Below are 24,514 nucleotides of genomic sequence, written 5' to 3'. Positions count from 1 at the left end.
CGCCCTGCGTCGATCATCCCGGACGAAGGCAATGGGCGACGCGCCATTCAACCCGCGTGCCTGCCCGTCAGGAGTTTAGGTGATGATTGATGGTGCGGACCTGTGTGAACGAACGCTGGCAAAATGGCTGGCGCCCAGGCTGATCGAGCACACCCGCCAAGGGGAGATGCTGGTGCATCGCGACCGGGCGGACAGAATCATGGACAAGTACGGGCTCGACGGCCTCGTCGCGGCGCTGCCCAGCAATATCTACTATCTCTCCAGCCATCTCGGCATCTCGGCGATGATGGGGCGCCATTATTCGAGTTTTGCGGTATTGCCGCGCAATCGCGAGGCTCCGGCATCGCTGATCTTGAACGGATCGATGGTCTACCACCTCGACTATCGCCCGACCTGGATGCCCAATATCGAGGTGTTCAGCTATCCTATCGGCACCGATGCGGGAGGGCGAGCCATTCCCGAACCGCTGCCGAGCCCCTGGGCCAGAGCCATCCGCGATGACAGCATGACCGACCGCGATCGGCTGCTGATGGCGCTATATGCCGAATACGAGGGCAGGACCGGCGCGTCGGCGGGCGGGTCTCTGGCGAATGCGCTGACCAAGGCCGGGCTGACGCGCGGGACGCTGGGCTTCGACGACATGCGCGTTCCCGGCGTGCTGGGGGCGGACTTCCTTGGCAAGGCCGTCGATGCGCTCAACATCTTCCGAGAGATCCGCATGGTGAAGTCAGAGCCCGAGATCGCGATCCTGCGCCAGGCGGCGATCCGCAACGAGGCGGCGCTGGATGCGGCGATCGCGACCATGCATGTCGGCCAGCCGCTGCAGGAGATCGACTTCGGTCACCAGCGCAAGTGGGGGGAACTGGGCGGCAAGTCGCTGTGGCTGATCGTCAACCAGCGCGGGCTAAACTCCGGCGTGGTCGAGAAGGACGAGCCGACGAAGATCGACAGTGTCGGCGAATACCTGGGCTACAAAGGCGATGTCGGTCGCACGATCGTCGTCGGTACGCCGCCCGATGAAGTGGCGCGTCGGGCCGAGGCGAATAGCGCCGCGCTTGCAGTGTTCTATGCCGAAGTGCGTCCGGGCATGACCTATGCGCGCGGCTCGGAGATCATCCGCGACGTGCTGCGCCAGCACGGTTTCGAGCGCGGGTTGGGCGGCGCGCACCCGGTCGGGCTGGAGCACACCGACCAGCCATGGCCGGTGGGCCATGAGCATGATCCCGCCTACTTCGAAGACGTCATGGTGTTCGAGGAAGGGACCGTGTTCACCATGGACATGCCTTATCACGAGATCGGCTACGGCACTTCCCATGTCGAGGACATGATGGTCGTGCGCGCCGACGGGGCGGAGGGCCTGTCTTCAACCGACACCTCGCTTCGCATTCTGCCGGCATGAACATGCAGGCCGCCGAAGAAGCCTATCCGAGCCGGTTCACGGCCTGGTGGGTCGTCGTGACGATGTTCGCGGCGTCGATCGTTTCGGTGATCGACCGGGGCATCCTGACGCTGGTGGTCGATCCGGTGCGGCGTGACCTTGGCATCTCGGACGTGCAGATCAGCCTGCTGCTGGGGCTGGCATTCGGGTTGTTCTATGCGGTCGCGGGCATTCCTCTGGGGCTGATGGCGGACCGGTTCTCGCGGCGGCGACTGTTGATCGTGGGCATCGCGGTATGGAGCGCGGCGACTTTCCTTGGCGGCCTGGCAGGATCGTTCGGAGAATTGTTCACCGCGCGCCTGCTGGTGGGGCTGGGCGAGGCGGCGCTGGCGCCTTGTGCGGTCTCGATGATCGGGGACATGTTCCCGCCCGAGCAGCGTGGCAAGCCCATCAGCATCTATCTGCTGGGGCAGTCCTTTGCAGGCGGGCTGTCGATCATGCTGACGGGCGCGATCGTCAGCGCGGTTCCGGCGGGACACTTCGCATGGATCGGCCTGCTCGACGGGCTGAGCGCATGGCGTGTCGCGTTCCTGTTCTCCGGACTGCTGGGCATACCGGTGATCCTGCTGCTGCTCACCTTTCGAGAGCCTGTGCGGCGCGGTTCCGCCAGTGCCGTCGCAAGGGTGCCGTTCCCGCAAGTGCTGGGCTATCTCGGGCGCAACTGGACGGTGTTCGTGCCGTTCTACGGCGGCTTCGCGATGCTTGTCATGATGACCTACAGCATCAACGCATGGGGCGCTACGTACCTGATGCGCCGTTTCGCGATGGAGCCGGCAGAGGTCGGACAGTGGCAGGGCTCCGTCGGCATGGTGCTCGGCACGCTTGGCGCGCTGCTGGCGGGAGTGATCGTCGATGCGGTATCACGTAAGGGGCATCCCGGCGGCAAGTTCCTCTATCTCTTCGCGGTTTCGGCGCTGCTGTTCCCGGCCACGCTGATGGTTTTCATGCCGACGCCTGCGACCGCGATCATGACGCTGGGCCTCGTGAGCTTCTTCATGCCGATGATCGGCACCGGCATGGTGACCGGAGTGCAGGAACTGGTGCCGGGCAACATGCGGGGCATTTGCGTCTCTCTTTTCGGCCTGTTCAACACCATTACCGGCCAGACGCTCGGCCCCTATCTCGTCGCCGCCGTGCGGGGTGGCGGAGCAGAGGACGGCCACGCGCTCGGGCTCGCCCTGACGCAGATCTGCCTGCCCGCACTGACTTGTGCGGCTGCGCTCTACCTGCTGGGCTACTTTGCCTACCGCGCGCGGGTGCCTGAAATCCTTTCTCGACAGGGGATCGACAATGCGTTTCCATCGTAAACTGACCCTCGCAACGGGGGTTCTGGCGGCATCGGCGGGGCTGTTCGCCGCGCACGGCTTCAGCAAGGCCAGCGAGGCCGCCGCAGTCCAGCGCATCATCTGGGCGAAGGAAATGGCCATCTACGAGGGCCGCAGCAAGGGCATGGTGGACTTCTACGTCGACAACGCCTCGCCCAACTTCCTCGCCTGGACGGCGGGGACGCCCGCCCCATTCCGCATCGACAAGCTGCGCGCGGGCAAGCAGGCGATGCGCGGGCGCGACAAGGAAGTGATCGTGACTACCTTCCGTGACTTCAGCCTCTCGGGCGATACCGCGATCATTTACTACCAGAACCACCGCACGCGCATGCCTGACGGCACCGTGGTCGACCAGACTTACGACAATATCCACGTGTGGCAGAAAACCGATGGCGAGTGGAAAGTGCTGGCGAGCATGTCCCGCCCGATGCACGGCTGCCCGCTGAGCTGAACTTTAGGCAAGCGTAAAAGACGACACCGGGCCGCGTACGACGCGGTCCGGTGTTTCGTCATATTCGGCAGGTGAATGCCGAGACGCAAAATCTGCCCGGCAAGTATCCACGATAAGAATATCTCGATGCGAACGAGTTGGCGGTTTGCGCCCCTCGGGCGAACTTCGCCCTCGTGTTCCGCAGCCGGCGCAAGCGCCTTGGCCGGGGACGACCGACACTCCGGTCCAGAACAATCATATCCAAAGGGGCTGAATCCATGAAGAAGTACGCCATCATGCGCGCGGCGAGCGTCATCGCCCTTGCTCATGCATACGCCGGGACTGCGCTTGCGCAGGACAGCGCTTCTGCGCCAAGGGCAGAGGAGGGCGGCCAGCTGACCGAGATCACCGTCACCGCGCGCCGCCGCGAGGAGACGCTGCAGTCCGTACCGTTGACGGTGCAGGCGTTTGGCGCCGACGCGATCGAGAACAAGGGCATTCGCGACATGGCCGATGTCGTGAAGCAGACGCCCGGCATCTTCATGGACAAGGGTTTCGTCCAGCAGGACGTGCGCCCGAACATTCGCGGCCTCCCCGCCACGCGCGGACGTCCGCCTGTCGGCATCCTGCTCGACGGGATCGACATATCCTCGGAGTCCATCGCGTCGGCAGGCGGCGGCAACCTGGCGAACATGAAGCTGGTCGATCTTGAGCGCATCGAGGTGGTGAAGGGGCCGCAATCGGCGCTTTACGGCCGCGTGGCCTTCGGCGGCGCGATCAACTACATCAGCAAGGAGCCGACCAGCGACCGGGTCGAAGGCTACGTCAGCGGCGAAGTCGCGACCTACAGCCAGGCCGAACTGCGCGGCGCGATCAACCTGCCGGCTACGGATACACTGTCGTTCCGCTTCAACGGGGCCTATTCCTACTTCGACGGGTTCTACGACAACGACGTCACCGGCAAGCGTATCGGCGGCTATGAATCCAAGGGCGGCGCGGTGGCTGCCAAGTTCCAGCCGTCCAGCGACGTGAAGCTGGTTGCCCGGGCAAGCTATTCCGACGACACTTACGAAGTGCGCCCGCAGTATTACATCGGCGGCGCTCCCGAGGTGGACATGCGCGAGACGATCGCCTTGCCTTCGGATGTCGCGGGGCAGCAGGTCGGCATCATCGGCGCACCGCAGACGACGATCGGTTCTACCGCTTACGTCGCGCAGCGCGGCAAGATCGGCAAGGGCATCGGGCGCGTCATGCTATCGGCCGATCCGGCGACGGGCGAGGACTTCCCCGGAACGCATGTCAAAACGTTCCTCTCCAGCCTGCGCGGCGAATTCGCGGTGAGCGACAACATCACGGTCTCGACCTGGACCGGTTTCACCCGCTCGCGTTCGCGTCAGCGGCAGGATGCGGACTTCTTCGGCCGTCCCTTGACGTCCTATACGCAGGCGGGCGTGACGCAGCTTGCCGAAGTGCCCGAAGACGGCATCGCGACCGGCTTCTTCTTCTTCGACGCCGCGACGCTGACCAAGCAGTTCAGCCAGGAAGTGCGCATCGGCGACCAGACCAGCAGCGGCTTCCGCTGGGCCGTGGGCGGCCTCTACTGGTGGGAGGACGTGAAGCAGAAGCTGGGCAGCATCTCCAACGCCGGGTTCAGTGCGGGCGGGCAGCCGGTCAACATCTATTCCAACCTCGCGCTGCTGGGAGGCTATGGTCCGGCGCAGGATCAGGGCCGCACGACCGAGCACTATTCGGCCTACGCCCTCGCCGAATACGACCTGACCGATCAGCTGACGATCTCTGCCGAAGGCCGCTACGGCAAGGAGAAGTACGACTATCTCTTCGCCCGCAGCATCGCCATCTCGACGACGGCGGTGAACGGGGTTTATCCCTTCGCGCTGACCGGCAGCGTGTTCGAGGCGAGCACTTCGACCAACTACTTCGCGCCAAAGGTGGGACTGACCTACAAGGTCAATCCGGATCTCATGTTCTACGGCTCGTTCTCGCGCGGGATCAAGCCGGCGGGCATGTCGCAGGTCCAGACGCCGAACCCGGACGATGCGGCGTTCGGCACCGAAAAGCTCAACAACTACGAGATCGGCTTCAAGTCGAGCCTGTTAAACCGGCGGCTGCGGTTCAACGCCTCGATCTTCCGGATGGACTACAAGGACAAGCAGGAATCGACGCTGGTGCCGGTGGACTTCAGCGTCAACCCGCAGGGCAACGTCAGCCTCGTACAGAACGTCGGCGGCGCGCGGATCGACGGCGCCGAAGTGGAACTGGCGGGCGTCATCGCGCCGGGCCTGACCTTCTCGGTCGGGTATACCTATCTTGATGCGCGCTACACCGATTACGATTTGCCCTCGACGAGCCCGATCACGATCGCGCTGGCGGGCGGCTGTACCATCCGCACCGAAGGCAACCTCAAGGGCTGCTTCGTCAACCTCGACGGCAACCGGCTCGAAGCCTCGGCGCGTCACTCGGCGGTGGGCAGCCTGAACTATCGCGCGCCGCTGACGGGCGATCTCGACCTGCTGCTGGAGAGCGACATCCAGTATCGCAGCCGTCGCTATCAGGACAACACGAACAGCTACTGGTACGCGCCTTATGCCAATGTCGATCTGCGCGCCGGCGTGGAGAACGATCGCTATTCGATCATTTTCTTCGTCACCAATCTGTTCGACAACCGCTCCATCCAGTCGGCGCAGTCGGGCGGCGATACGCAGGCGCTGCCTTCGGGCGGCCTGTCGATGGCGGCCTTCGCTGCCGACAAACGCCAGTTCGGCCTACGCGGCCGCTTCAACTTCTGAGTATCGGCGACACCGGCGCGGAATGGCTTCGGGCCGGTGTCGCATTTGAATGAGACGGATCATGGCGCTTCCACGAATGCACGTCACCATTGGCGGTCAGCCGGTTGATCCGGACCTTCTTGCGGCTACGAGTTGGGACCATGTCATCGTGGGCGGCGGCTCGGCGGGTTGCGTGCTGGCCCGGCGACTTTCCGAGGACGCCGGCCGCCGGGTTTTGCTGCTGGAGGCCGGGGAGGTCGCAATGGATCCCGCGATCAGGTCGCCCCCCGCATGGCCCGGTCTCGCAGGTGGGGCTAGTGACTGGAACTACGCCTCGACGCCGCAGTCCGGCCTGCAAGGCCGGAGCGTTGCGCAGCCGCGCGGAAAGGGGCTTGGCGGATCGACGCTGATCAATGCCCTCGGCTTCCAGCGCGGACCGTTGCAGGCCTACGACCGGTGGGCGCAGGCCACGGGAGACGCGGGCTGGAGCGGCAAGAGCCTGCTGCCCTACTTTCGCCGGCTGGAAACCGCGTCCTCGGGCGATCCTGCCTATCGCGGACAAGACGGGCCGCTGAGCGTGCTGCGCATTAGTGATGTGAGCAAGCGCAATCCCCTATCGATCGCCATTTACGAGGCGGGCATTTCGGCTGGTCATGAAGCCAATCCCGACTGGAACGCGGCGCGCTGCGACGGCACGGTCTGGACCCAGCTGACCATCCGGGACGGCTGCCGCGACACGGCCGCCACGGCCTTCGTGGAACCTGTTCGCGATCGCCCCAATCTGTGCATCGCGACCGGCGCGGCCGCGCGGCGGCTGGTGTTCGCCGGACAGGTCTGCACCGGGGTCGAGGTGCGCACTTCGGACGGAGCGATCACGCTCGGCCGGGTTGGCGAGGTGATCCTGAGCGCTGGTGCGATCGACACACCGCGCCTGTTGATGCTCTCGGGCCTGGGCAATCCCGCGATGCTGTCGGCTCGGGGCGTCCCGGTAGTGCTTGACAGCCCGGAAATTGGCCGCAACCTGCAGGATCACCCGCTGGTGCCTGGGCTGCTCCTGCATGCACGCCGGCCCGTTCCGGCATCCCGCTTCAACCATTGCGAAGCGCTGGTGATCACGGGCAGCCGCTTCATGGATGAGGTGCCGGACTTGCAGATTATGGGGCTGACGGTGCCGTTCCTCAGCCCCGAGCTGGGCGCGCCGCCGCCGGATAGTTTTTCCTTCGTCCCCGCGCTGATGGCGCCGCGATCGGTGGGTTCGCTGACGCTGGCCGAAGCAGGAGAACTGCGGATCAATCCGAACTATCTGGCCGAGGCGCAGGATGTCGAGGCTCTGGTCGATGCATTCGAGATCAGCCGTGACATCCTTTCCCAGCCGGCGCTGCGCGAATGGGTGGCAGCGGAAATCCACCCCGGTCCCGATGTGCGCGATCGCAAGGCGCTGGCGCAGCACATACGCCGCACGGCTTCACCGTTCTTCCACCCCGTCTCGACCTGTCGCATGGGGTGCGACGATCTTGCGGTGACCGATCCTGAATGCCGGGTGCGCGGCGTCGAGGGACTGCGGATCGTTGACGCCTCGATCATGCCCTCTATCCCTCAGGCCATGACCAATGCGGCGGTACTCGCCCTTGCCGAGCGCGCCGCGGACCTGATCCGCGGCCGCGACGCACCGGCGGACGGCTTCAGGGAGCGGCCGATCCAGGCGTGATCCGGGCCATTCCGGCAAAGACGTGCCACTTGCCGTCCTCGCGGAGCCAGGTGTGCGTAGTGTCGAAGTGGTCATCGCAGGGCGTGCCGTCCGCCCGGCGCGTGCGGTGCGTGTTGTAGTAGATGACCGCCGTGTTCCCGTTCATCGAGAAGTCCACGAACGTCATCTCCAGCTTCTCCTGCGAGGTATGCGTCACTGCCGCGCTCGCCTTGAGCGTCGTCATGCCCAGTGGTCTGGCCGAGACCGGCGGCCATGCGAGGTAGCCCTTGGCGAGATTGTCGGCGTAGCTGCTGAGGTCGCCTTTGGCCCGACCGGCGTAGATCGAGCGTTCCAACGCCCAGATCTCGTTGCGGGCGGTCTCGATCTCTGCAGCGCTCTGGGCATGCAGTGTAGCCGGAGTGAAAGCGGCGGTAAGGATGACCCCGATCATCGTGCGTTTCATGGACTATGGACCTCGTTCTGATGGGAATGGCAGGATCATGGGGCACGCTCCGATCCGAAGAAACGTGGGATCGACGGCCTTTTCATCTGCCGAAATGTCGACGGCGCTGCGGCTGTGGCCTCTCGCCTGATGAAAATCGGAAACGGGCGGCAGCGACGGGTTCCGGACGGCGCAATACTATCGCCCGATCCTGTTTCACCAATGACGGAGCCGGGGCGATGACCACGCCGACGAACACCGCGTCGAACCTGAATTCCAGCACCATCACGCAGCGCAGCCGGGCTGGCCTCGACGCCTTGGCGGCGATGCTGAAGTATTCCTCCACCAGCCTGCGCTCGGTCGCGCGGGAAGACTTCCTTGCCACCGAGCAGGGCGCGCAACTTGCCCGCGAGCACGAGGGCGGAGGCATCGGCGCCGACGAGGTCGCCGCGCGCGTCGACAGCGCGATCAGGGTGGCGTCCGCTCTCCCGGTGCATCGCATGGAGCGGTTCGTCCAGCGCTACGTCGCCGAGGAGATGATGAGCCGTAACGTCGTCTCCGTCGAGGAGATGCGCGATTTTCACGTTATGCAGGATTCCGCTCCGGTCGCGGGTGCGGGCGGCACGCTCGAACTTGACGGCGATGCGCCGTTGCCCGCCTACTACGAGGGCGTCCATTACCATCTCTCCCCCCATGGCGCCGAGGACTACGATCTCGGCGCGAAGGGCGGCGGGATCGGGCGGGTGTTTCGTTATGGCGGCTTTGCGGCGGTGCCTCCGAGTTCCAACATCGGCGCGCAGCGGGTCGATGTGGTGCGCCAGTTTCGGCAGGGCGACCTCAAGCGCATTCTCGAGATCGGCTGCGGCGGGGTCTTCACGCTGATGGCGATCCACCGCGTCTTCCCCGAGGCCGAACTGATCGGCTGCGACCTTAACGGGCAGACACTGGAAGAAGGGTTCAGGATCGCCGAGCGCATGGGGATGAAGGTGACGCTGCGCCAGCGCGACGCGCGTGACACGGGCGAGGCTGACGGCAGCATCGACGGCGTCTTCAGCTATGCGCTGCATCATGAGGCGCCCGTCGGGGTCAATCGCGAGATGTTTCGCGAGGTGTTCCGCGTGCTGCGTTCCGGCGGCGAGATCGTGATCTCCGACCCCCCACCGTTCCGGGGGGTGGACATCTTCGACGCAGTCCTGCTGGAGTGGGACAACGACCACCGCGAGGAACCCTATTTCCGCGAGACCTGCCTGGCCAACTGGGAAGACGAACTGCGGGAGATCGGCTTCGTGGATGTCGAAGGCTATGCGCTGGGCGATCACGGCTATCCCTGGGTGACGCGCGCCGTTAAGCCTTGAGGCGTTGGCAGGGCATGTAAAAAAGGGGGCGGACCTGCGAACGGTCCGCCCCCTTTTTCTTGCGTGGTACTCAGCCGGGGCGGGCGTATCCGGCCCGGGCCAGCATCTGGTCAACGTGGCGCTCGCGCGCGCCCAGCGGCGCTCCCAGGACCGAGCCGACCATCTGGTCGCGCAGGGCCTCGACCCGGTCCGCCTGTTCCGGCGGCCAGTCGAAGGCGTCGATGGTAGCGCTGTCGAGGATGCCCTGGCGGGACAGCAGTTCCTCCATCACCAGCATGCGGTCACGCATGACCCACATTTCGGACAGCAGGGTCGTGACCATGCGGCCGAGATCGTCGACATTGGTTTCATCAAGATAGACGTTCGCCATCGCGCAAATTCCTTTGGTTCGAAATGATCAGGCACAGCGCCCAGCGCGCTGGAGAAGGCGGCGTTCGATGATCGCGTGGCGGCGCCGATCGATCGGGAAGTTCCAGATGATGAGGCCGCCGCCGACCTTGAGGATCGCGGGCACCACCGCGACCGTGAACAGTATGCCGAAAGCGGTGGTCCCCGTGTTCACCGCACCGGCCGAGGCGTCGTAGCCGAATGCGCTCAGCAGCAGGAAGGCCATCCCTGCGCCGATGGCCGTCGCGATCTTGCTGGTCAGCATGTAGAACGCATAGTAGCTGCCGGTGCGTTGTTCGCGCGTGCGCAGGCGGCCATAGTCCACCACGTCGGCCAGGATCGCCGGCGACAGGACCATGACGGCGCTCGCCCCCATGCCGATGAAGAACACGATCACCATGCTGACCGAAACGATGAACTCCTGCGTCAGCGTGTCGGGATCGAGGAACCAGTAGCCCTGTGTCGCCAGGCTGACGATCACGACCGACACCACGTAGGCGCGATGCTTGCCGATGCGCCGGGCCATCCACGACCACAGCGGCGTCGTGCCCGCCATCGTGATCGCGAAGACCGTCATGAGGTAGGGATACCATGAGCCCAGCCGCAGGTAGCCGTCATAGAACGTGAACATGATCTGCAGCGTGCCGAGCCCCATCCCGCCGAGGCAGAACGCGGCAAGGTATAGCCAGAGCGGCCGATTGCCGCGAACGCTGTGCAGGAAGGTCCAGAAGGCCGGGCGCTCGACCGGCGGTGCGGTGCCCTGCGGTGCCCGTGCGAGGCTGATGGCGGTGGTCAGCGGAATGACGATCACCGCGACGACGAAGAAGTATCCCAGCACCGGGATCGAGTAGGCCGATGTCGCCACCAGTCCGGCCCAGGCCAGGATGATCGGCAGGGCGTCGTTGCAGAGGTTGCCGATCTGGCTTACCAGCCCCCGCATCCCCGTGATGCGCGAGCGGGTATCGTAGTTGCTGGAAAGCTCCGCGCCCCACGATGTGTAGTTAATGTCCCCCAGGGTATAGGCGAAGTCGTAGAGGATCTTCCATCCGACGAGGTAGGCAAGGCCGGCCATCGGCGGCGGGCGCAGCAGGAAGAACGCCGCGACCAGCACCAGCGCCGCGCCGACCGCGATCGCCGGCTTGCGCGCACCCCAGCGAGTGCGCGTGCGGTCGGAGACATAGCCGATGACCTGGTCGGTAAAGGCGTTGACGATGCGCAGCACCACCAGCGCCGTGCCGAGCGCGGCGAGGCTGATGCCGAACTCCTTGGCGTAGATCTGCGGGACATAGAGCGTCATCGGATTGAGCAGCAGGCCTGGCCCGAAAGCAGCAAGGCCATAGGCGACAAGGTCGGCGCGGCTGAGCTGAACCGGCCCGGTGTCGCTCCGAGGTGGGGGAAGCTCGGTCACGACGGGCGGCGGCGTTACCTCCAGTACAAGTTCTGCCGCATCGCTCATTCGCTTCTCCATCGATCAGGCGCCGATTAGGCGGGCGATGGCGGACGAAGTCGAACGGCGTTTCGCGGGCTGTTCACCTGCTGAAATTGCAGCCTCGATCGAGGGTGACCTACCCGGCCGGATCCTGTGTGGCGACGACCGGAAACAGGCAGGCCGCGACGAGTGTGCCAGCGAACATCGCGGCGCCCCACAGCAGCGGAGCGGGCGGCCCCAGCAGGTCGTAGAGCGGCCCCGCCATCAGTGGCCCGAACACTCTTCCAAGCGAATTGGCCGCCTGTACGAGGCCCAGCCCCATCCCCTGTGCGCTGGCAGGCGTGGCGAGCGAGGTCAAGCCGGACAGCGCCGGATTGAGCAGTCCGAAGCCGAGCGAAGTGAAGGTCAGCCCGATCCCGGCCACGGTCACCTCGTGCGCGCAGCCAAGCACCAGCATTCCTACGCCGATCGTCCCGAGTGCCACCAGCATCGTTCCCCGATCGCCGAGTCGCCGCGAAGCCGGGCCGGTCACTGCCAGCTGGGTGATGGTGGTGACGATCCCCATGCCGCCGAACATGAGGCCGATGCGCAAGGGATCGAACCCCAGCACGTCGTCGGCGAACAGCCCGAGGATCGCCTCCAGCTTGGAGAAGGCCGCCGACGCCAGAAACGATATGAACGTCAGCGTGGCGAAGGCGGGAAGGCGCAGCAGCGTCAGGCTGCCGATCGCTTGGGATGCAGTTACGGGATCGTGCCTCGTCCCGGTTTCCGGCAGGAGAAACCACGTCACCGCAGCCGCCAGCAGGCCCATTGCTGCGCCGACCAGCGATACGAACACGAAGGCGTGCTCCTGCCCGGTGATGCTTGATGCGAACCCACCGATCGCAGGGCCGAAGATGAACCCCAGCGAGAAGCCGGAGCTGACGATGCCCATGTCGCGGGTGCGCGTCTGCCGCGTCGATATGTCCGATGCGACGGCGAAGGTGATCGAGAAGCACCCGTTGGTCAGCCCGCTGACGAAGCGCACCACCAGAAGCGTGGCGGGCGTGGTCGCATAGATGTGCAGGACATAGACCAGTGCCCCGATCGCCAGCCCCGCGAACATGACATTGCGGCGTCCGTATCGGTCGGATAGGCGGCCCCATATCGGGCTGGACAGGAATCCGCCGAAGGAGAAGGCGGCGACGGTGCCCGCGATCTCGATACCGCTCGCACCGATCTGACGTCCGTAGACGGCAAAGACCGGGAACATCAGCCCGAACCCCGCCAGCGAGACGAAGTTGACCAGCGTGATCGTGAAAAGGGCGCGGCCCCGCGAGGCGGCGGCCAGCGTACTGTCGGTCATGGATCGGGCCTGGCCTCAGTCGTTGCCGATGCCGCCCACGGCGTTGACGACCTGAGCGACAAGGCGTTCTCCCATCCGGTTGAGCCTCGCCTGGAATTCCGCGTCCGGCTGGAAAGCGTCGATCTCGGCGCGAATATCGATACCGCGTCGGGCGAGCACCTCCTCGGTCACGGCCATGCGATCGGCCAGCACCCATACCTCGCGCGTGAGCGCGATCAGCCCGGCGGCAAGGTGCCCGCTGTCCGCTTCGGTGAGCGTGCTGCGCCTGGGGTGGTTGTAGCTCTTCGGGTCGGCGTCGATCATAGCGGCTTGCGGCCCTGGACAACGTGAGGATAGGCGCGCGGGCCAAGGCCGGCGGCGTTGACATCGACGAAGCCTGCCTCACGGGCGACTTCGGCAAGGTCGAGGCTGGCGGATTCGCGCCAGTACGGCTCGCCGCCGTAGCGGGCGCCGCTGTCGGTACGCCATACGCCGAGCCGATCCATGTCGGCATAGCGGGTGACGTCGCTCATGATCATGTCGCCACCGGGCTCCAGGACGCGGAACGCTTCGGCGAAGACGGCGCGGATCACCTTGGCCGGGAGTTCGTGGAGCAGAATGTAGGAAGCAACGAGATCGAACGCGCCGTCGGCGAAGCCGGTGCGCTCCGCCGGGCGCTGATGGAGTCGCCACGCCCAGCCGCGGGCATTGGCCACCCGCTGCGCATGTTCGAGTGTACGCAGGGACAGATCCACGCCGGTGATCCGTGCCGCCGGGTAGGTTTCCTGAAGCGCTGCGGTGAAGTGTCCGGTGGACGCACCCATGTCGAGGATGCGCGCATAGTTGTCGCGCGGAGGCATCGCCGCGATCGCGCGTCGCTGGAGGAAGATGCCGCCGGGGTACATCGCCTCGACCAGTCGGCGGTGGACGATTTCGCCATGGATGTAACCTTGCAACGGATGGTCTTCCCATCCGCCTGCGGTGCGGTGGAAGTTCACCCCTTGCCAGTAGAACGGCGGCGCCTCGTCATGAGCGGCAGGTTCGAGCGTGGCCGGCCCGCCCGTCTGGAAGCGGGCAATCACGGGTTCGAGGTCGGGCAGGGCTTCCTCGAAAGCCTCACGTGCGATCAGGCCGTGCATCGTGGAATGCCATTCGCCTACCGCCTGCGATACGCGCCAGGCACGGCTTGCGGCCATGGTGTCTTCCATCCATCGGCCGCGCTCGTCGAGATCGTCCGGGAGTGTCGAGGGATCGGGAACGGCGACGGCAATTTCGCGGTCGACCTGCCTCCGCACGGCCTGCGATCCGCGACCGAAATGCACCAGGAAATCGACCGATGCCCTGCCCCGCTGTTTGAGAACGGGGGTGAGCGAAGTGTTCATGCCTCCTGCCTGTCGTGTCATCTAGCCCTCCAGGGGCGCAGGATTGACGGCAAACCGGTTAAATGGCGCGCGTTATGATCGCCTCTGTTCAACAGATGAACAGAGGCGGGGCCGGGCATTCGCCGGAGCCCTCCATCGCGGCAGGGTACAGCGTTCGCCTTGGGGAGATCCGCGATGAAACGTGCGCTGCCTGCCACCGTGCTGTCCGGCACGGCGGCCTTGTGCATGACGGGCCTGTGCCTGACTGGCTGCACCTCGACGCCTCGCCTGTCGCGCCAGTCTGCCACGAACATGTCCTCTAGGGATGCGGAGGCGCTCTACATGCGTCGCTATAAGCAGTACGCGACCGGAGAGACGGGCATTGCGGCTTACGATACGCTGGCGCCGCTCGGCGGGGTCCGAAAATGGCGCCCGCTTCCTGCAGGGCGCTCCATCGCACCCGCCGCGCTGGCAAAAGCGCGCGATTATGCGGCATCGAGCAACAGTTCGGCGTTCATGGTCTGGCACGAGGGCGCCCTGATCGAGCAGGACTATTTCGGCGATACGCATGAGGACACGCCGATCATCTCCAAGTCGCTGTCCAAGCCTCTGGCGGTCATCGCCGTCGGGCGGGCCATCGCGGCCGGCAGGATCGCGTCGCTCGACCAGCCGATGGCGGATTTCATCACCGAATGGCGGGGAACACGGCGCGCGGCGATCACCATCCGGCAAGTGCTGGGCATGCGATCGGGCCTGCTGCCGCAAGGTGCCGCGTCCGATCCCGGCGACATCCTCAATCGCGCATACCTGCATCCCTACCATGATCGCATCATCATCGACGAGTACCCCCTCGTCGATGTGCCGGGGAGCCGGTACGAATACTCAAACGCCAACGGCGAACTCATCGCTCCCCTGATCGAGCGGGCAACCGGCGTTCCGTTCGGGGAATGGATCGCGCGCGAAGTGCTGTCACCGATCGGTGCGCGCGGCGGCCGGATCTGGATGAACCGTCAGGGCGGTACACCGCATTCGGGCTGCTGTGCCTTACTGCCTGCCGAGAGCTATCTGAGGCTGGGCATCCTGCTGGCCCGCGACGGGGTGTGGGAGGGCAGGAGGCTGTTGCCGGAGGGCTTCGTCAAGGCCATGGTCACGCCGACGGAGCAGAACCCGCACGCGGGGCTCGGCGTCTATATCGGCAGCCCTTATGTCGAGTGGCGGGGACCGGCCAATCCGCAAGTCACTTTCGGACGATCCTATCACTCTGCGCCGTATGCCGCTGCGGACCTGTTCCTGTTCGACGGCAATGCCAACCAGGTGGTCTACATAGTGCCATCGCGCCAGTTGGTGATCCTGCGCACCGGCGATCGCCCGCCCGCAAAGTCGATCTGGGACAATGCGATGCTGCCGAATATCGTGCTTGGCGCGATCGACGGGGACGGTCAGGCGGGCTCCACCGGGAAATAGCGTGCGAGTACGTCACGCGGCTTGCCCTTGCGGCGATCGCGGATCTTGCGCGGTGTCAACCAGGTGAAGGTTCGGCCGTTGCGGGTGTTCGTGTCGATAATGCGGGCGGCCCACCGGCCGATCGTCTCCGGGTGGTCGGCAATGAGATTTACCCAGTCACGACGGGCACGCGCGGCCTCGGCATCCAGCTTCGCATGTTCACGCAGGAAGCCCTCGGTGATGACGAGCCCGGGGCTGATCGCGCCGACGACGATGGGGTGGGCGATGCTGGGGCTGTCTTTCATTTCCTCGGCCAGCGAGCGGGTAAGATAGGTGACGGCGGCCTTGGTGGTGGCATAGCCGTTCATGAAGGGCATCAGCGTGCCGTCCGCTCCGGCCCCCAGCATGTTGTACAGCGCGCCCGGCCTGCCGGCTGTGCGCCATCCGCGGATCGCGGTCTGGCAGCCATGCACCAGTCCCATGACGTTGATGTCGAGCATTCGGCTCACGTCGGTTTCGGGCATGTCGACAAGCCCGCCGCCCAGCGCCAGCCCGGCATTGTTGATCCATATATCGACACCGCCGAACCGTTCGCAGGCATCGTCCCAAGCGGAGCGTACCGCATCGGCACTGGTGACGTCGCAGGCGCCGCCTTCGGCACGGGCGCGATCCTGGCGCAAGTGCCGGGCCGTATGGCGGGCATCCTCACCACCGGAAGAGGATACGTAGACGTTGATACTCCGATCGAGCAGCGCTTGCGCCAGCGCCTTTCCGATCCCTCTCGAACTGCCGGTGACGAACGCGGTCCGGCAAGCAGGCGTCTCGTGAGTGGCCATCGTCTCCATCCTTTTCAATGTAGGCTTGGCTTCGAGGCTAACGCTTGACCGCGCATGCTCGCGCCAGCTTCGTTTGCCGATGTTCGCGCAGTGAATTTTCGGCCCGGGCGGCGATATTCGTCTGTTGAAAAGGCGGGAAGAGGGGGCGGGACAGGGAGCGCCCTGCTTCGCCATTCGTGATCGGGCCGCTTGCGCATCTTCGTGGGCAAGCCCTTTTCGCGGACAGGTTTCCATCATGAGCGACGCAATGCACTTCCCTATCGTCATCGTCGGCGCCGGCGGCACCGGCCTGACTGCCGCGCTTGCCGCGCACGACGCCGGGAGCGAGGTTCTCGTGCTGGAACGCGACGCCTCGCCTTCAGGCTCCACCGCGATGTCGACGGGTCTGATCCCGGCCAGCGGCACGCCCGAGCAGAAAACCGCAGGGATCGTCGATACGCCCGAGATCTTCGCCGCCGACATGGTCGCCAAGACCAAGGGCCGCGTGGATGGCGAACTCGCGCTGCACGTCGCGCGTGAATCGGTCGAGACGATCGCATGGCTGCGCGATTGTCATGGAGTGCCGCTCGATCTCGTCGACGGTTTTCTCTACCCTGGGCATAGCGTGCGCCGCATGTACGGCACGCCGAACCGGACGGGGGGCGAGCTTATGGCGGCGCTCGAAGCGGCATGTGGGGAGGCGCAGATCCCGATCCTTACCGAAGCGACCGTGGAAGAGCTGCTGCATGACGGCGACCGCGTCACCGCAGTGCGCTACACGCGCCCTGACGGCAGCGCGGAAACCGTCACCTGCGATGCCCTGATCCTCGCCTGTTCGGGCTTTGCTGGCAATGCGGAGATGGTCGCGCGGTTCATCCCCGACATGGCGGAGGCGACGTTCCATGGCCATCCGGGCAACAAGGGTGATGCGATCCGCTGGGGTCTGGAGATGGGCGCGGCGGTCGCGGACATGACCGCCTATCAGGGGCATGGCGGGTTGGCGGTAGGCCACGCGGTGCCGATCCTGTGGCCGCTGATCATGGAGGGGGGCTTTCAGGTCAATGTCGAGGGGCGGCGCTTCTCCGACGAGTCTGCGGGCTATTCCGAACAGGCGGCCAAGCTGAATGCGCAGCCGGGCCGTGTCGGCTGGTCGATCTTCGACGAGCGGCTGCATGTGCTGATGAGCGATTTCGACGACTACCGTGATGCCCTGCGCGCGGGAGCGGTGGTGAGTGCGCCCACCCTGCCTGCGCTGGCCGAGGCGATCAGGGTGCCGGTTTCGACGCTGGAGGACACATGTGCCGATGTCGCGGCGGTCGCACGGGGTGAGCGGGAGGATGCTTTCGGGCGATCGTTCGCCGCTTCGCAGGTTCTCGCAGGGCCGTACTACGCGGCCAAGGTGACGGGTGCGCTGTTCCACACCCAGGGCGGACTGGTGATCGACAGCCAGACGCGCGTGCTGCACGAGGACGGGACGGCGTTTCCCAACCTCTTCGCGGGCGGAGGGGCAGCGCGGGGCCTTTCGGGCGATGCGTCCTATGGCTACCTTGCCGGTAATGGATTGCTGGCGGCGACGACGCTCGGCAAAGTCGCGGGACGCGCCGCCGCGCGCTGCCTCACGGCGCTTATGCCTTGAGGATCAGGCCCTTGCGATCAAGACCCCAGCCGACGCTCCAGCACAGCATTGTGTAGACGAAAGCGCATAGCAGCGAACCGACCGCGCCGGGGGCGATGGACTGAAAGATGGCGATGCCGATCCAGTCGTACAATCCCCCATAGCCGGGCACCCTCACGAGGTTGAGGGTGATTACGAAGAGTTCGGAGAACAGGTAGATTGCCAGCGGATTGCGGCCAAGGATAGTGAAGAAGCGCTTGCCGCGCTCTATACCTTTGATCTCGAACAGCCAGCTCGCCAGCGATAGAAGGATCAGTGCCAGCCCCACGGTCAGCAGCACGAACGAACCGGTCCACAGCTTCTTGGCGATCGGGAACCATGGGCTCCAAGCAAGAGCGACGACGACGAACGCCAGTCCCGTCAGCGCCAGCGCTCGTAATGTCTTCTCCAGCGAGCCCGCGCGCAGGACGGCGAGACCGGCGAGGTAACCGGTGATCACGTTGACGGTCGCGGGCAGGGTGCCGAGGAAGCCTTCCGGATCGAACCCGCCGTCCTTCTTGTAGAGGTGTTCCTTTGGCAGAAGGTAGAGGTCGAGCAGGGTCCCGGCGTTGCCGATCTTGGAATAGGCTTCGCCCGGCAGGCCGAATGCCAGCAGGATCGCCCAGTATCCTAACAGCAGGGCGATGCAGGCGAGGACCAGCTTCTTCCAGTCGAGCCACCGCACCAACAGTCCGGCGAGGAAGTAGCACAGCGCCAGACGCTGCAACACGCCGGGGACCCGGGTGAGCGCGAAGGGCGCCATGCTCCAGCCATCCGCGTCATGCCGGACGAAAGGATACCAGTACATCAGGAAGCCCAGCGTGAAGATGATCACACCGCGTCGGACTAGGTTCGCGAGATACGGCCCCGTCGCGAGCGGCTTGCGCATGGCGAAGCTCATCGCGTTGCCCATCGCGAAGAGGAAACTGGGAAACACGAGGTCGGCCAGCGTGAAGCCGATCCACTTGGCGTGGACCAGCTGGGCGAAAGCGGGTGCTCCCGGCCCGGCCGTATTGACGAGGATCATCAAGAAGATGGTGACGCCCCGGAACACGTCGAGCGACGCAAAGCGCTGCGGCTTGGCGGCGACGGTCACGGCTGGGTCTCGTTTAGGATTTCGCGGACGAGCTTGATCGGATCCTTGGGGACCTTGCGCTTCCACTGGCGTCCGTCGGCGATCCACTGCTGCTCCCATGCGCGGATCGCGCCGAGGGTGGCTGGTTCGTCAAGCGGCTTGCCGCTGGCGGCCGCAGCGCGCTGGGCGGTGAGGAAGCTCTCCCAGCGCGGCAGGTAGTAGCCCGAATAGAGGCCCTGCCATGCGCGCGAGGCGTAGTCGGACAAGTGGCCCTCGCCGCCCCAGACGGTGACGATGGCCTTGGCCTCCTCCTCGAAGCGGGCCTTCTCGGCGGGGGTGTCGCCATAGGCGCGGGCATCGGCGACCCACGAACCCAGCGTTTCCTGCTGATTGCCCGCGAGGAGGTCGATCCGCCGCGCCAGCGCGCCCATCCGGATGCGATTGCGGTCACCTTCTGCCAGTTTGCCGTCCCGGTACGCCGCCAGCGTCGCCTTCAGCAGATGGTCCAGTTCGAGGCTGGCGTAATGCCGGGTCAGATCGACGATGTCGTACGTGAGCAGCTTTGGCGGCTTGCCGGGCGCGGCGGCAAGCAGCGCGGTGATCCCCTCGCGCAGGTTGGCGGGATCGCCGGGCGCTTCGGGATAGTCCGCGCCCTCTGCCATCGGGCGCTTGAAGAACAGGTAGGCGCCCGCGTGCTGCTGCCACCAGCGCGGTTCCCAGTAGCGCGTGCGATAGGCGCCCGCAGCCGCCTGCTCCCATGCCTTCGTCAGCGCCGGGGAAGCTTCGCCGTAGCGGGCCTTCAGGTGCTCGCCCAGCCAGTCGGCAAGCGGGCGGTCGGGCTCGCCCCAGGCGAGGTCGTAGGCGTAGTCGTAGACCACCGAGTTGCTGTGCAGCCCTTCGGGGAACAGGCCGAACCCGGTCAATCGGCCCTTGCGCGGGTCGGCGTGAAGCGCGGCCATGTCGCGGCGGTAGAATTCGAGGTCGCCGTAGACGGGGTTGCTGCCGCCGTAATTGTGGACATAGCCGTAGGTCCACGCCTTGCCGTCGAAAGCGTCGGTCTTCTGCCAGATGCCGGGGTAGCGGTCGTTGCCGATGTCGAGGATCAGCATGCGGTCGTCGGGCACGCGGCTGAGGAAGGCGGCAATCGCCTCGGGCGTCCAGAACGCCTTGTCGGCGCCGAACAGCCAGCCCTGCATCACCCATGTGGCCTTGGGCGCGGCGGCGGTGATCGAGCCGTAAAGCCGCTCGCCATACGCCGCGAGGCGCGCGTCGCGCACGGCGGGGGGCAAGGCCGCCGCGCGGGTGGCGGCGGTGTTGGCGATGGAATCGCCGTATTCGGCGGCAGCGGCGTCGCTGCCGTCCTCGGCGATCGGGGGGATCATCTCGTTGAAGGCATCGGCGAGGTAGTATTCGCCCTCGCCATAGGTGCGGTTGTACAGCGTCACGAACCGCGCGGCCAACTGCGCGAACAGCGGGTCAGACGGGTCGAGCCAGTAGGTCGGCGGGAAGCCTTCCCATGCGCGCATCTTGTAGATGCGGGCCTTGGGATGGGCCTTTGCGAAAGCCTCGGGCACGTATCCGGCGAAAGCGGGCAGTACCGGCTTCATGCCGAGCGCACGCATGCGCGCGAGGATGCGCAGCTGGAGTTGGTGCTTCTTCTCGATCCAGCCTGACGACAGCGGCGCGCGGTAGCCGGCAAGATTGCCCATGCGCTGCCACGGCAGGAACGGCGCGGCGGAGAGCCCCTCGGCGATTGCGGTCTCGCTCAGGCCGCTTTCGCGCCAGAGTTCGCGCCAGACATATTCCTGGCCTTCCATCGCCAGCGGCGTGTCGACGCCGTGCGCGGCCATCCAGTCGATTTCCTGCTCCCAGCGGTCCCAGCCCCACCAGGGCGTAGTGTAGCCGTAAGTGCAGGTGTTCAGGTAAGCGCGCAGCGAGAAGGGAGAGGCGACTTCGCCGGTATCCATGTCCGGCAGGGCGTCCAGCGCGCCGAGGCGGCGGCCTTCCCAGCTGACGTGCAGGCGCCCAAGCTTCTCCAGCGTGGCGGCGACACCGCGCACCAGAGCGACGGGGGACGTGCCCTCGGCATCGATATGTCCGCCACGGATGCGCACGCGATAGTGCGCCGCCCCGGCATCCGGCTTCAGGCTGAAGGAGAGCCTGTCGGCCGGAATGCCGAAGCGGGCCAGCGCGGCGACGGCGGAATCGACGCCGGGCTGTTCACCGGCCGGAGGAGAGGGGGCCGGGGAAACGGTGGAAGGATTGTCTTTCGCAGCGACCGCGAAAGGCTGCGCGGCGGTGGCCAGCAGCAGGGCGGTGCCCGCCCATCGCAGGCTCCCCTTCTTGAACGGACGCGGGATGCGGATCGCGGTCATCGGGGGCAGTCCTTGCAACAGTCTTGAACAGGTTGGTGCGTGCCCGGCACAGGCCCGGGCACGCACCTTGTCGTTATGGCGATGTCAGAGTTTCAGCGTCGCCGAAAGGTAGAAGCTGCGGCCGTAGAAGCTGCTCTCCTGCCAGATCGAGGAGTCGGTGTAGTACGCTTCCTCGCGGCTGTTGTTGAGGTTGATGACACCGGCCGAGAAGCTCAGCCATTCGTTCGGCGAATAGCCGCCGCTGATGTCGACCTGCGTGCGAGCGCGCACGACGTGGCCGGCATAAGCGAAGAAGCTGTCGGCGCTGTTCTGCTCGTAGCCGCTGCGGTGGTTGATCGCCGCGCGAATGTTGAAGTGCTCGTTCTCCCAGTAGGGCACGAGGTTCCAGGTCACCTTCGACAGGTTGCGGATGGTGTAGCCGGTGCCGATCGCGACCTTTTGCGGGTAGACGCGCGTGAAGTTCGCCATGATGCCGAAGCCGTCCACCGGCAGGAAGCGGTCGAACGACTGCGTCCAGCTGACCTCGAAGCCCTTCACGCGGATGGTGCTGGGATCGTTGAGCGTCTGGGTGATGTCGTAGATGTTGCCCGAGGCATCGACACACTCACCGCCGGAATTGCTCGACAGCGCGGTGCCGTCGAACGAGGACGGGCAGACCAGCGAGGAATACGTACCGTTCTTGATCCACTTGTAGAAGCCGTTGATCGAGAGCGCGTTGCCGTGGTCGTAGTACCACTCGACGCCCAGATCGAGCTGCTTGGCGGTCAGCGGCTTGAGGCCCGCCTGGCCGAGATCGACGGTGACGGTGTTGGTGCCGACCGGATCGGTGTTCGCCGAAGTCGAGGTGGTCTGCGCCATCGAGGTGCGCGAGTCCATGAACGGACGCACAAGTACCTTGGCGGCGGCGAAGCGGACCTGCAGGTTGTTGGTCGGTTCGGCCACCAGGCTCAGGCTCGGCAGGAAGTTGCCATACTTCTGGGTGACGGTGTACTCGCCGATCTTCTGCTGCACTTCCTCGTAGCCGTCGGTGCGCGGCTCGGTGACATTGCCGAGCACCTTCTGCTTGGTGTGCTCGTAACGCAGGCCGACGTTGCCGCGCAGCGGCATGCCCGCGATGGTCGTGTCGATGTCCGCCATCGCGTAGACGGAGGGCATGTAGCGATCGACGTTGTAGCTCGCTTCCGGCGCGAAGATGTCGGGGACGACGATCCCGGCTGCAGCCAGCGCCTTTTCATAGGCAGCAAGGTCCGGACCGACCCACGAGGTCGGGATGCCCGAGGCGCCGTTGAGGAAGCCGGAGACCGGGTAGTACGTCGTCGTCATGTCCGGGAAGACGCTGCTGGTCGCGCTCGGCGCATTGGCCAATGCCACCATGTCGTGCCGCGAAACGTAGCGGTTGAACGTCTCGTGACGATACTTCACGCCGGTGCTGAGTTTCGAGATCGGCCCGAAGGTGACTTCGCGGCTGAGGTCGAACTGCGCGGACTTCTCGGAAGAGTTCATGCGGCGGGTGGCGCCGTTGGGGTACTCGTTACGGGTCAGCGTGCTGCGCTGGTACAGGCTCGGATCGGTAAGGTCGGTGCCGACGGTGAAGTTCACGTCGTTCGGATCGGAGAAGTCGATCGAGGCGCTGGGGATGTTGACGCCGACAATCGCAGCGCGCTCGTCCTGATAGGTCGTGCCCTTGGTGTAGTTCAGCATCGTGCTGGCGACCCAGCCGGTGCCGTCGTTCCACTTGGCGCCGAGGGTGTAACCTTGGCTGGTGAGGTTGCGGTCCTCGTGCTGGCGGTTGTTCTCCATGGTGAAGTTGGTGGCGGTCACGTTGGTGGCGACGCCGTTGTTCACTTCGTTCACGGTGATGCGCGAGGTGTCGAACAGGAAGACCTGCTGGTTGAGGTCGTAGTCGGTCTTGTCACGCGCGTAGATCGCCGTCGCGTTCATCTCGAAGCGGTCGGACGGCTTCCACTGCAGGCCGCCGCTGGCCATCAGCCGCTCGGTGTCGCGGTCGATGCGGCGGTAGCGCGGACGGCGCGGCAGCTGCACTGTCTCGCCGTCGACGGTGGTGGTGGCCCAGCGGTCCATCCACATGTAGTCGGCGCGGTCGCGCAGCTTCTGGTAGCCCACGTTGGCGTAGACGCCGATGGTGCCATCGGCGAACTGGTCGACGTAGCTGCCGCTGATCTTGGGCGTGATCTTGCCGCCTGCGTATTCGGAGTTCTGACCCTTCACCGACAGTATGATCTGGCGGTCCTTGTAGTCCAGCGGCTTGGGCGTGGAGATGTTGACGGTGCCCGAAAGACCGCCGGTGTCCATCGCCGCCGTGGGCGACTTGATGACCTCGATCGCGTTGGCGAGTTCGGTCTGGATGATGTCGTAGCGGAAGCCGTCGGTGAAGTCGGCGCTCTTGAAGGTCTGGCCGTTGATCGTGGTCAGCGCGTACTGCGGGCCGAGGCCGCGAATGCTGATCGTCGCGCCGCGGCCGTTGATGTTCGACATCTGCACGCCCGAGATGCGCTGGATTGCCTCGGTGATGTTTTCGGCGGGGAACTTGCCGATGTCCTCGGCGGAGATGCCGTCGGTCACGCGCACGTCGTTGCGCTTGGCGTCGAGGGCGTTGGCAAGGCTGCTACGGAAACCGGTGACGACGATGTCGGCGGCATCGCCCTCTGCGGGCGCGGCGGCTTCCTGCGCCATGGCCGGGCCGGCCGGCACCAGCAGGGCAGGTGCGCAGCTGGAAAGGAGCAGGGCGGCCTTGGCGAGGCGCCGTGCAATCGGATCGAAATCGCGGTCTGAACTTGTCATGACTACCCCCTGAGACGTGTTTCTAGGAACGGAAAAGCCCGGCGGACCCTCCGCACCTCCTGCGAACGCTTTTTTTGATTTGTTACCCAATCATGTCACAAAGACATCGATCCGAGTCAAGTCCATTTAAAGACGAAAATGATTATTTTGGTATTGTCCGGATTTGCAATCATCGGCACTCTCGTATGCATGCTCCGGGTCCGTCGAGGTGAGGTTGATACCTTCCGCCAATCACATGAAAAGATGCGAATTCCTGTATTTTTTGCGGAAATGGATTGCTGCTTCATGAGTGCTGCTGCTGCGGATTTGCCTCCACGGGCTTGTGGTGATTGGCAAAAATAGATACATTTAAAATACCATTGTGTTATAAATTTTGCGACATATGA

18 protein-coding genes are annotated in these 24,514 nt (G+C 65.2%); 8 read left to right on the top strand and 10 right to left on the bottom strand.

Going from position 1 to position 24,514, the window contains the following annotated elements; translation table 11 throughout:
* Positions 1-82: 82 nt before the first annotated feature.
* From ACODRZ_RS07800 to ACODRZ_RS07780, 5 genes are all read left to right on the top strand, one after another.
* Positions 83-1,399 carry a M24 family metallopeptidase gene (locus ACODRZ_RS07800; RefSeq protein WP_488969296.1) on the top strand — a complete coding sequence of 439 codons (1,317 nt, stop codon included), beginning with the start codon at positions 83-85 and terminating at the stop codon, positions 1,397-1,399.
* A complete protein-coding gene (locus ACODRZ_RS07795) occupies positions 1,396-2,745 on the top strand; it encodes an MFS transporter (protein WP_488969295.1) in 1,350 nt (449 codons plus the stop codon). The genes ACODRZ_RS07800 and ACODRZ_RS07795 overlap by 4 nt, the downstream gene beginning before the upstream one ends.
* Positions 2,729-3,214 carry a nuclear transport factor 2 family protein gene (locus ACODRZ_RS07790; RefSeq protein WP_488969294.1) on the top strand — a complete coding sequence of 162 codons (486 nt, stop codon included), beginning with the start codon at positions 2,729-2,731 and terminating at the stop codon, positions 3,212-3,214. Before ACODRZ_RS07795 ends, ACODRZ_RS07790 begins: the two co-directional genes overlap by 17 nt.
* A gap of 257 nt (positions 3,215-3,471) precedes the next feature.
* On the top strand, positions 3,472-6,000 hold the full coding sequence (locus ACODRZ_RS07785) for a TonB-dependent receptor (protein WP_488969293.1): 2,529 nt from the start codon (positions 3,472-3,474) through the stop codon (positions 5,998-6,000).
* Positions 6,001-6,061: 61 nt separating this feature from the next.
* Entirely contained in the window at positions 6,062-7,687 is a 1,626-nt protein-coding gene (locus ACODRZ_RS07780; RefSeq protein WP_488969292.1) for a GMC family oxidoreductase, read from the top strand.
* On the opposite strand, the gene ACODRZ_RS07775 is transcribed toward ACODRZ_RS07780, so the two are convergent.
* A complete protein-coding gene (locus ACODRZ_RS07775; RefSeq protein ID WP_488969291.1) occupies positions 7,662-8,117 on the bottom strand; it encodes a nuclear transport factor 2 family protein in 456 nt (151 codons plus the stop codon). The genes ACODRZ_RS07780 and ACODRZ_RS07775 overlap by 26 nt on opposite strands.
* Positions 8,118-8,347: 230 nt before the next feature.
* Here ACODRZ_RS07775 and ACODRZ_RS07770 point away from each other — a divergent pair, with 230 nt between their 5' ends.
* A complete protein-coding gene (locus ACODRZ_RS07770; protein ID WP_488969290.1) occupies positions 8,348-9,463 on the top strand; it encodes a class I SAM-dependent methyltransferase in 1,116 nt (371 codons plus the stop codon).
* Between the two features lie 70 nt (positions 9,464-9,533).
* Here ACODRZ_RS07770 and ACODRZ_RS07765 read toward each other — a convergent pair whose 3' ends face one another.
* The 5 genes from ACODRZ_RS07765 to ACODRZ_RS07745 all read right to left on the bottom strand — a co-directional run bounded on the left by ACODRZ_RS07765 (position 9,534) and on the right by ACODRZ_RS07745 (position 13,985).
* Positions 9,534-9,833: a hypothetical protein gene (locus ACODRZ_RS07765; RefSeq protein ID WP_488969289.1), complete on the bottom strand. Its 300-nt coding sequence runs from the start codon at positions 9,831-9,833 to the stop codon at positions 9,534-9,536.
* Between the two features lie 27 nt (positions 9,834-9,860).
* Complete coding sequence (locus tag ACODRZ_RS07760; RefSeq protein ID WP_488969288.1) at positions 9,861-11,306, bottom strand: MFS transporter; 1,446 nt, start codon at positions 11,304-11,306, stop codon at positions 9,861-9,863.
* Positions 11,307-11,415: 109 nt separating this feature from the next.
* Positions 11,416-12,624 (bottom strand): MFS transporter, encoded by a 1,209-nt coding sequence (locus ACODRZ_RS07755; RefSeq protein ID WP_488969287.1) that lies wholly within the window; start codon positions 12,622-12,624, stop codon positions 11,416-11,418.
* A 15-nt stretch (positions 12,625-12,639) separates the two neighbouring features.
* Positions 12,640-12,927, bottom strand: a complete 288-nt coding sequence (locus tag ACODRZ_RS07750; RefSeq protein ID WP_488969286.1) for a hypothetical protein — start codon at positions 12,925-12,927, stop codon at positions 12,640-12,642.
* A complete protein-coding gene (locus tag ACODRZ_RS07745; RefSeq protein WP_488969285.1) occupies positions 12,924-13,985 on the bottom strand; it encodes a class I SAM-dependent methyltransferase in 1,062 nt (353 codons plus the stop codon). Before ACODRZ_RS07745 ends, ACODRZ_RS07750 begins: the two co-directional genes overlap by 4 nt.
* Positions 13,986-14,159: 174 nt before the next feature.
* On the opposite strand from ACODRZ_RS07745, the gene ACODRZ_RS07740 reads away from it, so the two are divergent.
* Complete coding sequence (locus ACODRZ_RS07740) at positions 14,160-15,428, top strand: serine hydrolase domain-containing protein (protein ID WP_488969284.1); 1,269 nt, start codon at positions 14,160-14,162, stop codon at positions 15,426-15,428.
* Here the strand turns inward: ACODRZ_RS07740 and ACODRZ_RS07735 are convergent.
* Complete coding sequence (locus ACODRZ_RS07735; protein ID WP_488969283.1) at positions 15,404-16,243, bottom strand: SDR family NAD(P)-dependent oxidoreductase; 840 nt, start codon at positions 16,241-16,243, stop codon at positions 15,404-15,406. The two genes, ACODRZ_RS07740 and ACODRZ_RS07735, sit on opposite strands and share 25 nt — an antisense overlap.
* Before the next feature lie 235 nt (positions 16,244-16,478).
* Between ACODRZ_RS07735 and ACODRZ_RS07730 the strand changes: the two genes are divergently transcribed.
* On the top strand, positions 16,479-17,858 hold the full coding sequence (locus tag ACODRZ_RS07730; protein ID WP_488969282.1) for an FAD-dependent oxidoreductase: 1,380 nt from the start codon (positions 16,479-16,481) through the stop codon (positions 17,856-17,858).
* Here ACODRZ_RS07730 and ACODRZ_RS07725 read toward each other — a convergent pair.
* The 3 genes from ACODRZ_RS07725 to ACODRZ_RS07715 form a co-directional block, all read right to left on the bottom strand.
* Positions 17,848-18,972 (bottom strand): acyltransferase family protein, encoded by a 1,125-nt coding sequence (locus ACODRZ_RS07725; RefSeq protein ID WP_488969281.1) that lies wholly within the window; start codon positions 18,970-18,972, stop codon positions 17,848-17,850. The two genes, ACODRZ_RS07730 and ACODRZ_RS07725, sit on opposite strands and share 11 nt — an antisense overlap.
* Positions 18,969-21,326, bottom strand: a complete 2,358-nt coding sequence (locus tag ACODRZ_RS07720; RefSeq protein ID WP_488969280.1) for an alpha-N-acetylglucosaminidase — start codon at positions 21,324-21,326, stop codon at positions 18,969-18,971. The genes ACODRZ_RS07725 and ACODRZ_RS07720 overlap by 4 nt, the downstream gene beginning before the upstream one ends.
* A gap of 84 nt (positions 21,327-21,410) precedes the next feature.
* A complete protein-coding gene (locus ACODRZ_RS07715) occupies positions 21,411-24,128 on the bottom strand; it encodes a TonB-dependent receptor (RefSeq protein ID WP_488969279.1) in 2,718 nt (905 codons plus the stop codon).
* Positions 24,129-24,514: the final 386 nt, after the last annotated feature.

The organism is Novosphingobium sp. FG90, assembly GCF_057808725.1.
Note: the sequence above shows the minus strand (reverse complement) of the source record. Positions and strands in the feature narration are given on the sequence as shown.

Bases quoted from the DNA above. Each gene is read 5' to 3' on its own strand.
- ACODRZ_RS07770 (WP_488969290.1), top strand. From the start codon at position 8,348: ATGACCACGCCGACGAACACCGCGTCGAACCTGAATTCCAGCACCATC.
- ACODRZ_RS07765 (WP_488969289.1), bottom strand. From the start codon at position 9,833: ATGGCGAACGTCTATCTTGATGAAACCAATGTCGACGATCTCGGCCGC.
- ACODRZ_RS07740 (WP_488969284.1), top strand. From the start codon at position 14,160: ATGAAACGTGCGCTGCCTGCCACCGTGCTGTCCGGCACGGCGGCCTTG.
- ACODRZ_RS07775 (WP_488969291.1), bottom strand. From the start codon at position 8,117: ATGATCGGGGTCATCCTTACCGCCGCTTTCACTCCGGCTACACTGCAT.
- ACODRZ_RS07795 (WP_488969295.1), top strand. From the start codon at position 1,396: ATGAACATGCAGGCCGCCGAAGAAGCCTATCCGAGCCGGTTCACGGCC.
- ACODRZ_RS07745 (WP_488969285.1), bottom strand. From the start codon at position 13,985: ATGAACACTTCGCTCACCCCCGTTCTCAAACAGCGGGGCAGGGCATCG.
- ACODRZ_RS07750 (WP_488969286.1), bottom strand. From the start codon at position 12,927: ATGATCGACGCCGACCCGAAGAGCTACAACCACCCCAGGCGCAGCACG.
- ACODRZ_RS07800 (WP_488969296.1), top strand. From the start codon at position 83: ATGATTGATGGTGCGGACCTGTGTGAACGAACGCTGGCAAAATGGCTG.
- ACODRZ_RS07715 (WP_488969279.1), bottom strand. From the start codon at position 24,128: ATGACAAGTTCAGACCGCGATTTCGATCCGATTGCACGGCGCCTCGCC.
- ACODRZ_RS07735 (WP_488969283.1), bottom strand. From the start codon at position 16,243: ATGGCCACTCACGAGACGCCTGCTTGCCGGACCGCGTTCGTCACCGGC.
- ACODRZ_RS07785 (WP_488969293.1), top strand. From the start codon at position 3,472: ATGAAGAAGTACGCCATCATGCGCGCGGCGAGCGTCATCGCCCTTGCT.
- ACODRZ_RS07760 (WP_488969288.1), bottom strand. From the start codon at position 11,306: ATGAGCGATGCGGCAGAACTTGTACTGGAGGTAACGCCGCCGCCCGTC.
- ACODRZ_RS07730 (WP_488969282.1), top strand. From the start codon at position 16,479: ATGAGCGACGCAATGCACTTCCCTATCGTCATCGTCGGCGCCGGCGGC.
- ACODRZ_RS07790 (WP_488969294.1), top strand. From the start codon at position 2,729: ATGCGTTTCCATCGTAAACTGACCCTCGCAACGGGGGTTCTGGCGGCA.
- ACODRZ_RS07720 (WP_488969280.1), bottom strand. From the start codon at position 21,326: ATGACCGCGATCCGCATCCCGCGTCCGTTCAAGAAGGGGAGCCTGCGA.
- ACODRZ_RS07780 (WP_488969292.1), top strand. From the start codon at position 6,062: ATGGCGCTTCCACGAATGCACGTCACCATTGGCGGTCAGCCGGTTGAT.
- ACODRZ_RS07755 (WP_488969287.1), bottom strand. From the start codon at position 12,624: ATGACCGACAGTACGCTGGCCGCCGCCTCGCGGGGCCGCGCCCTTTTC.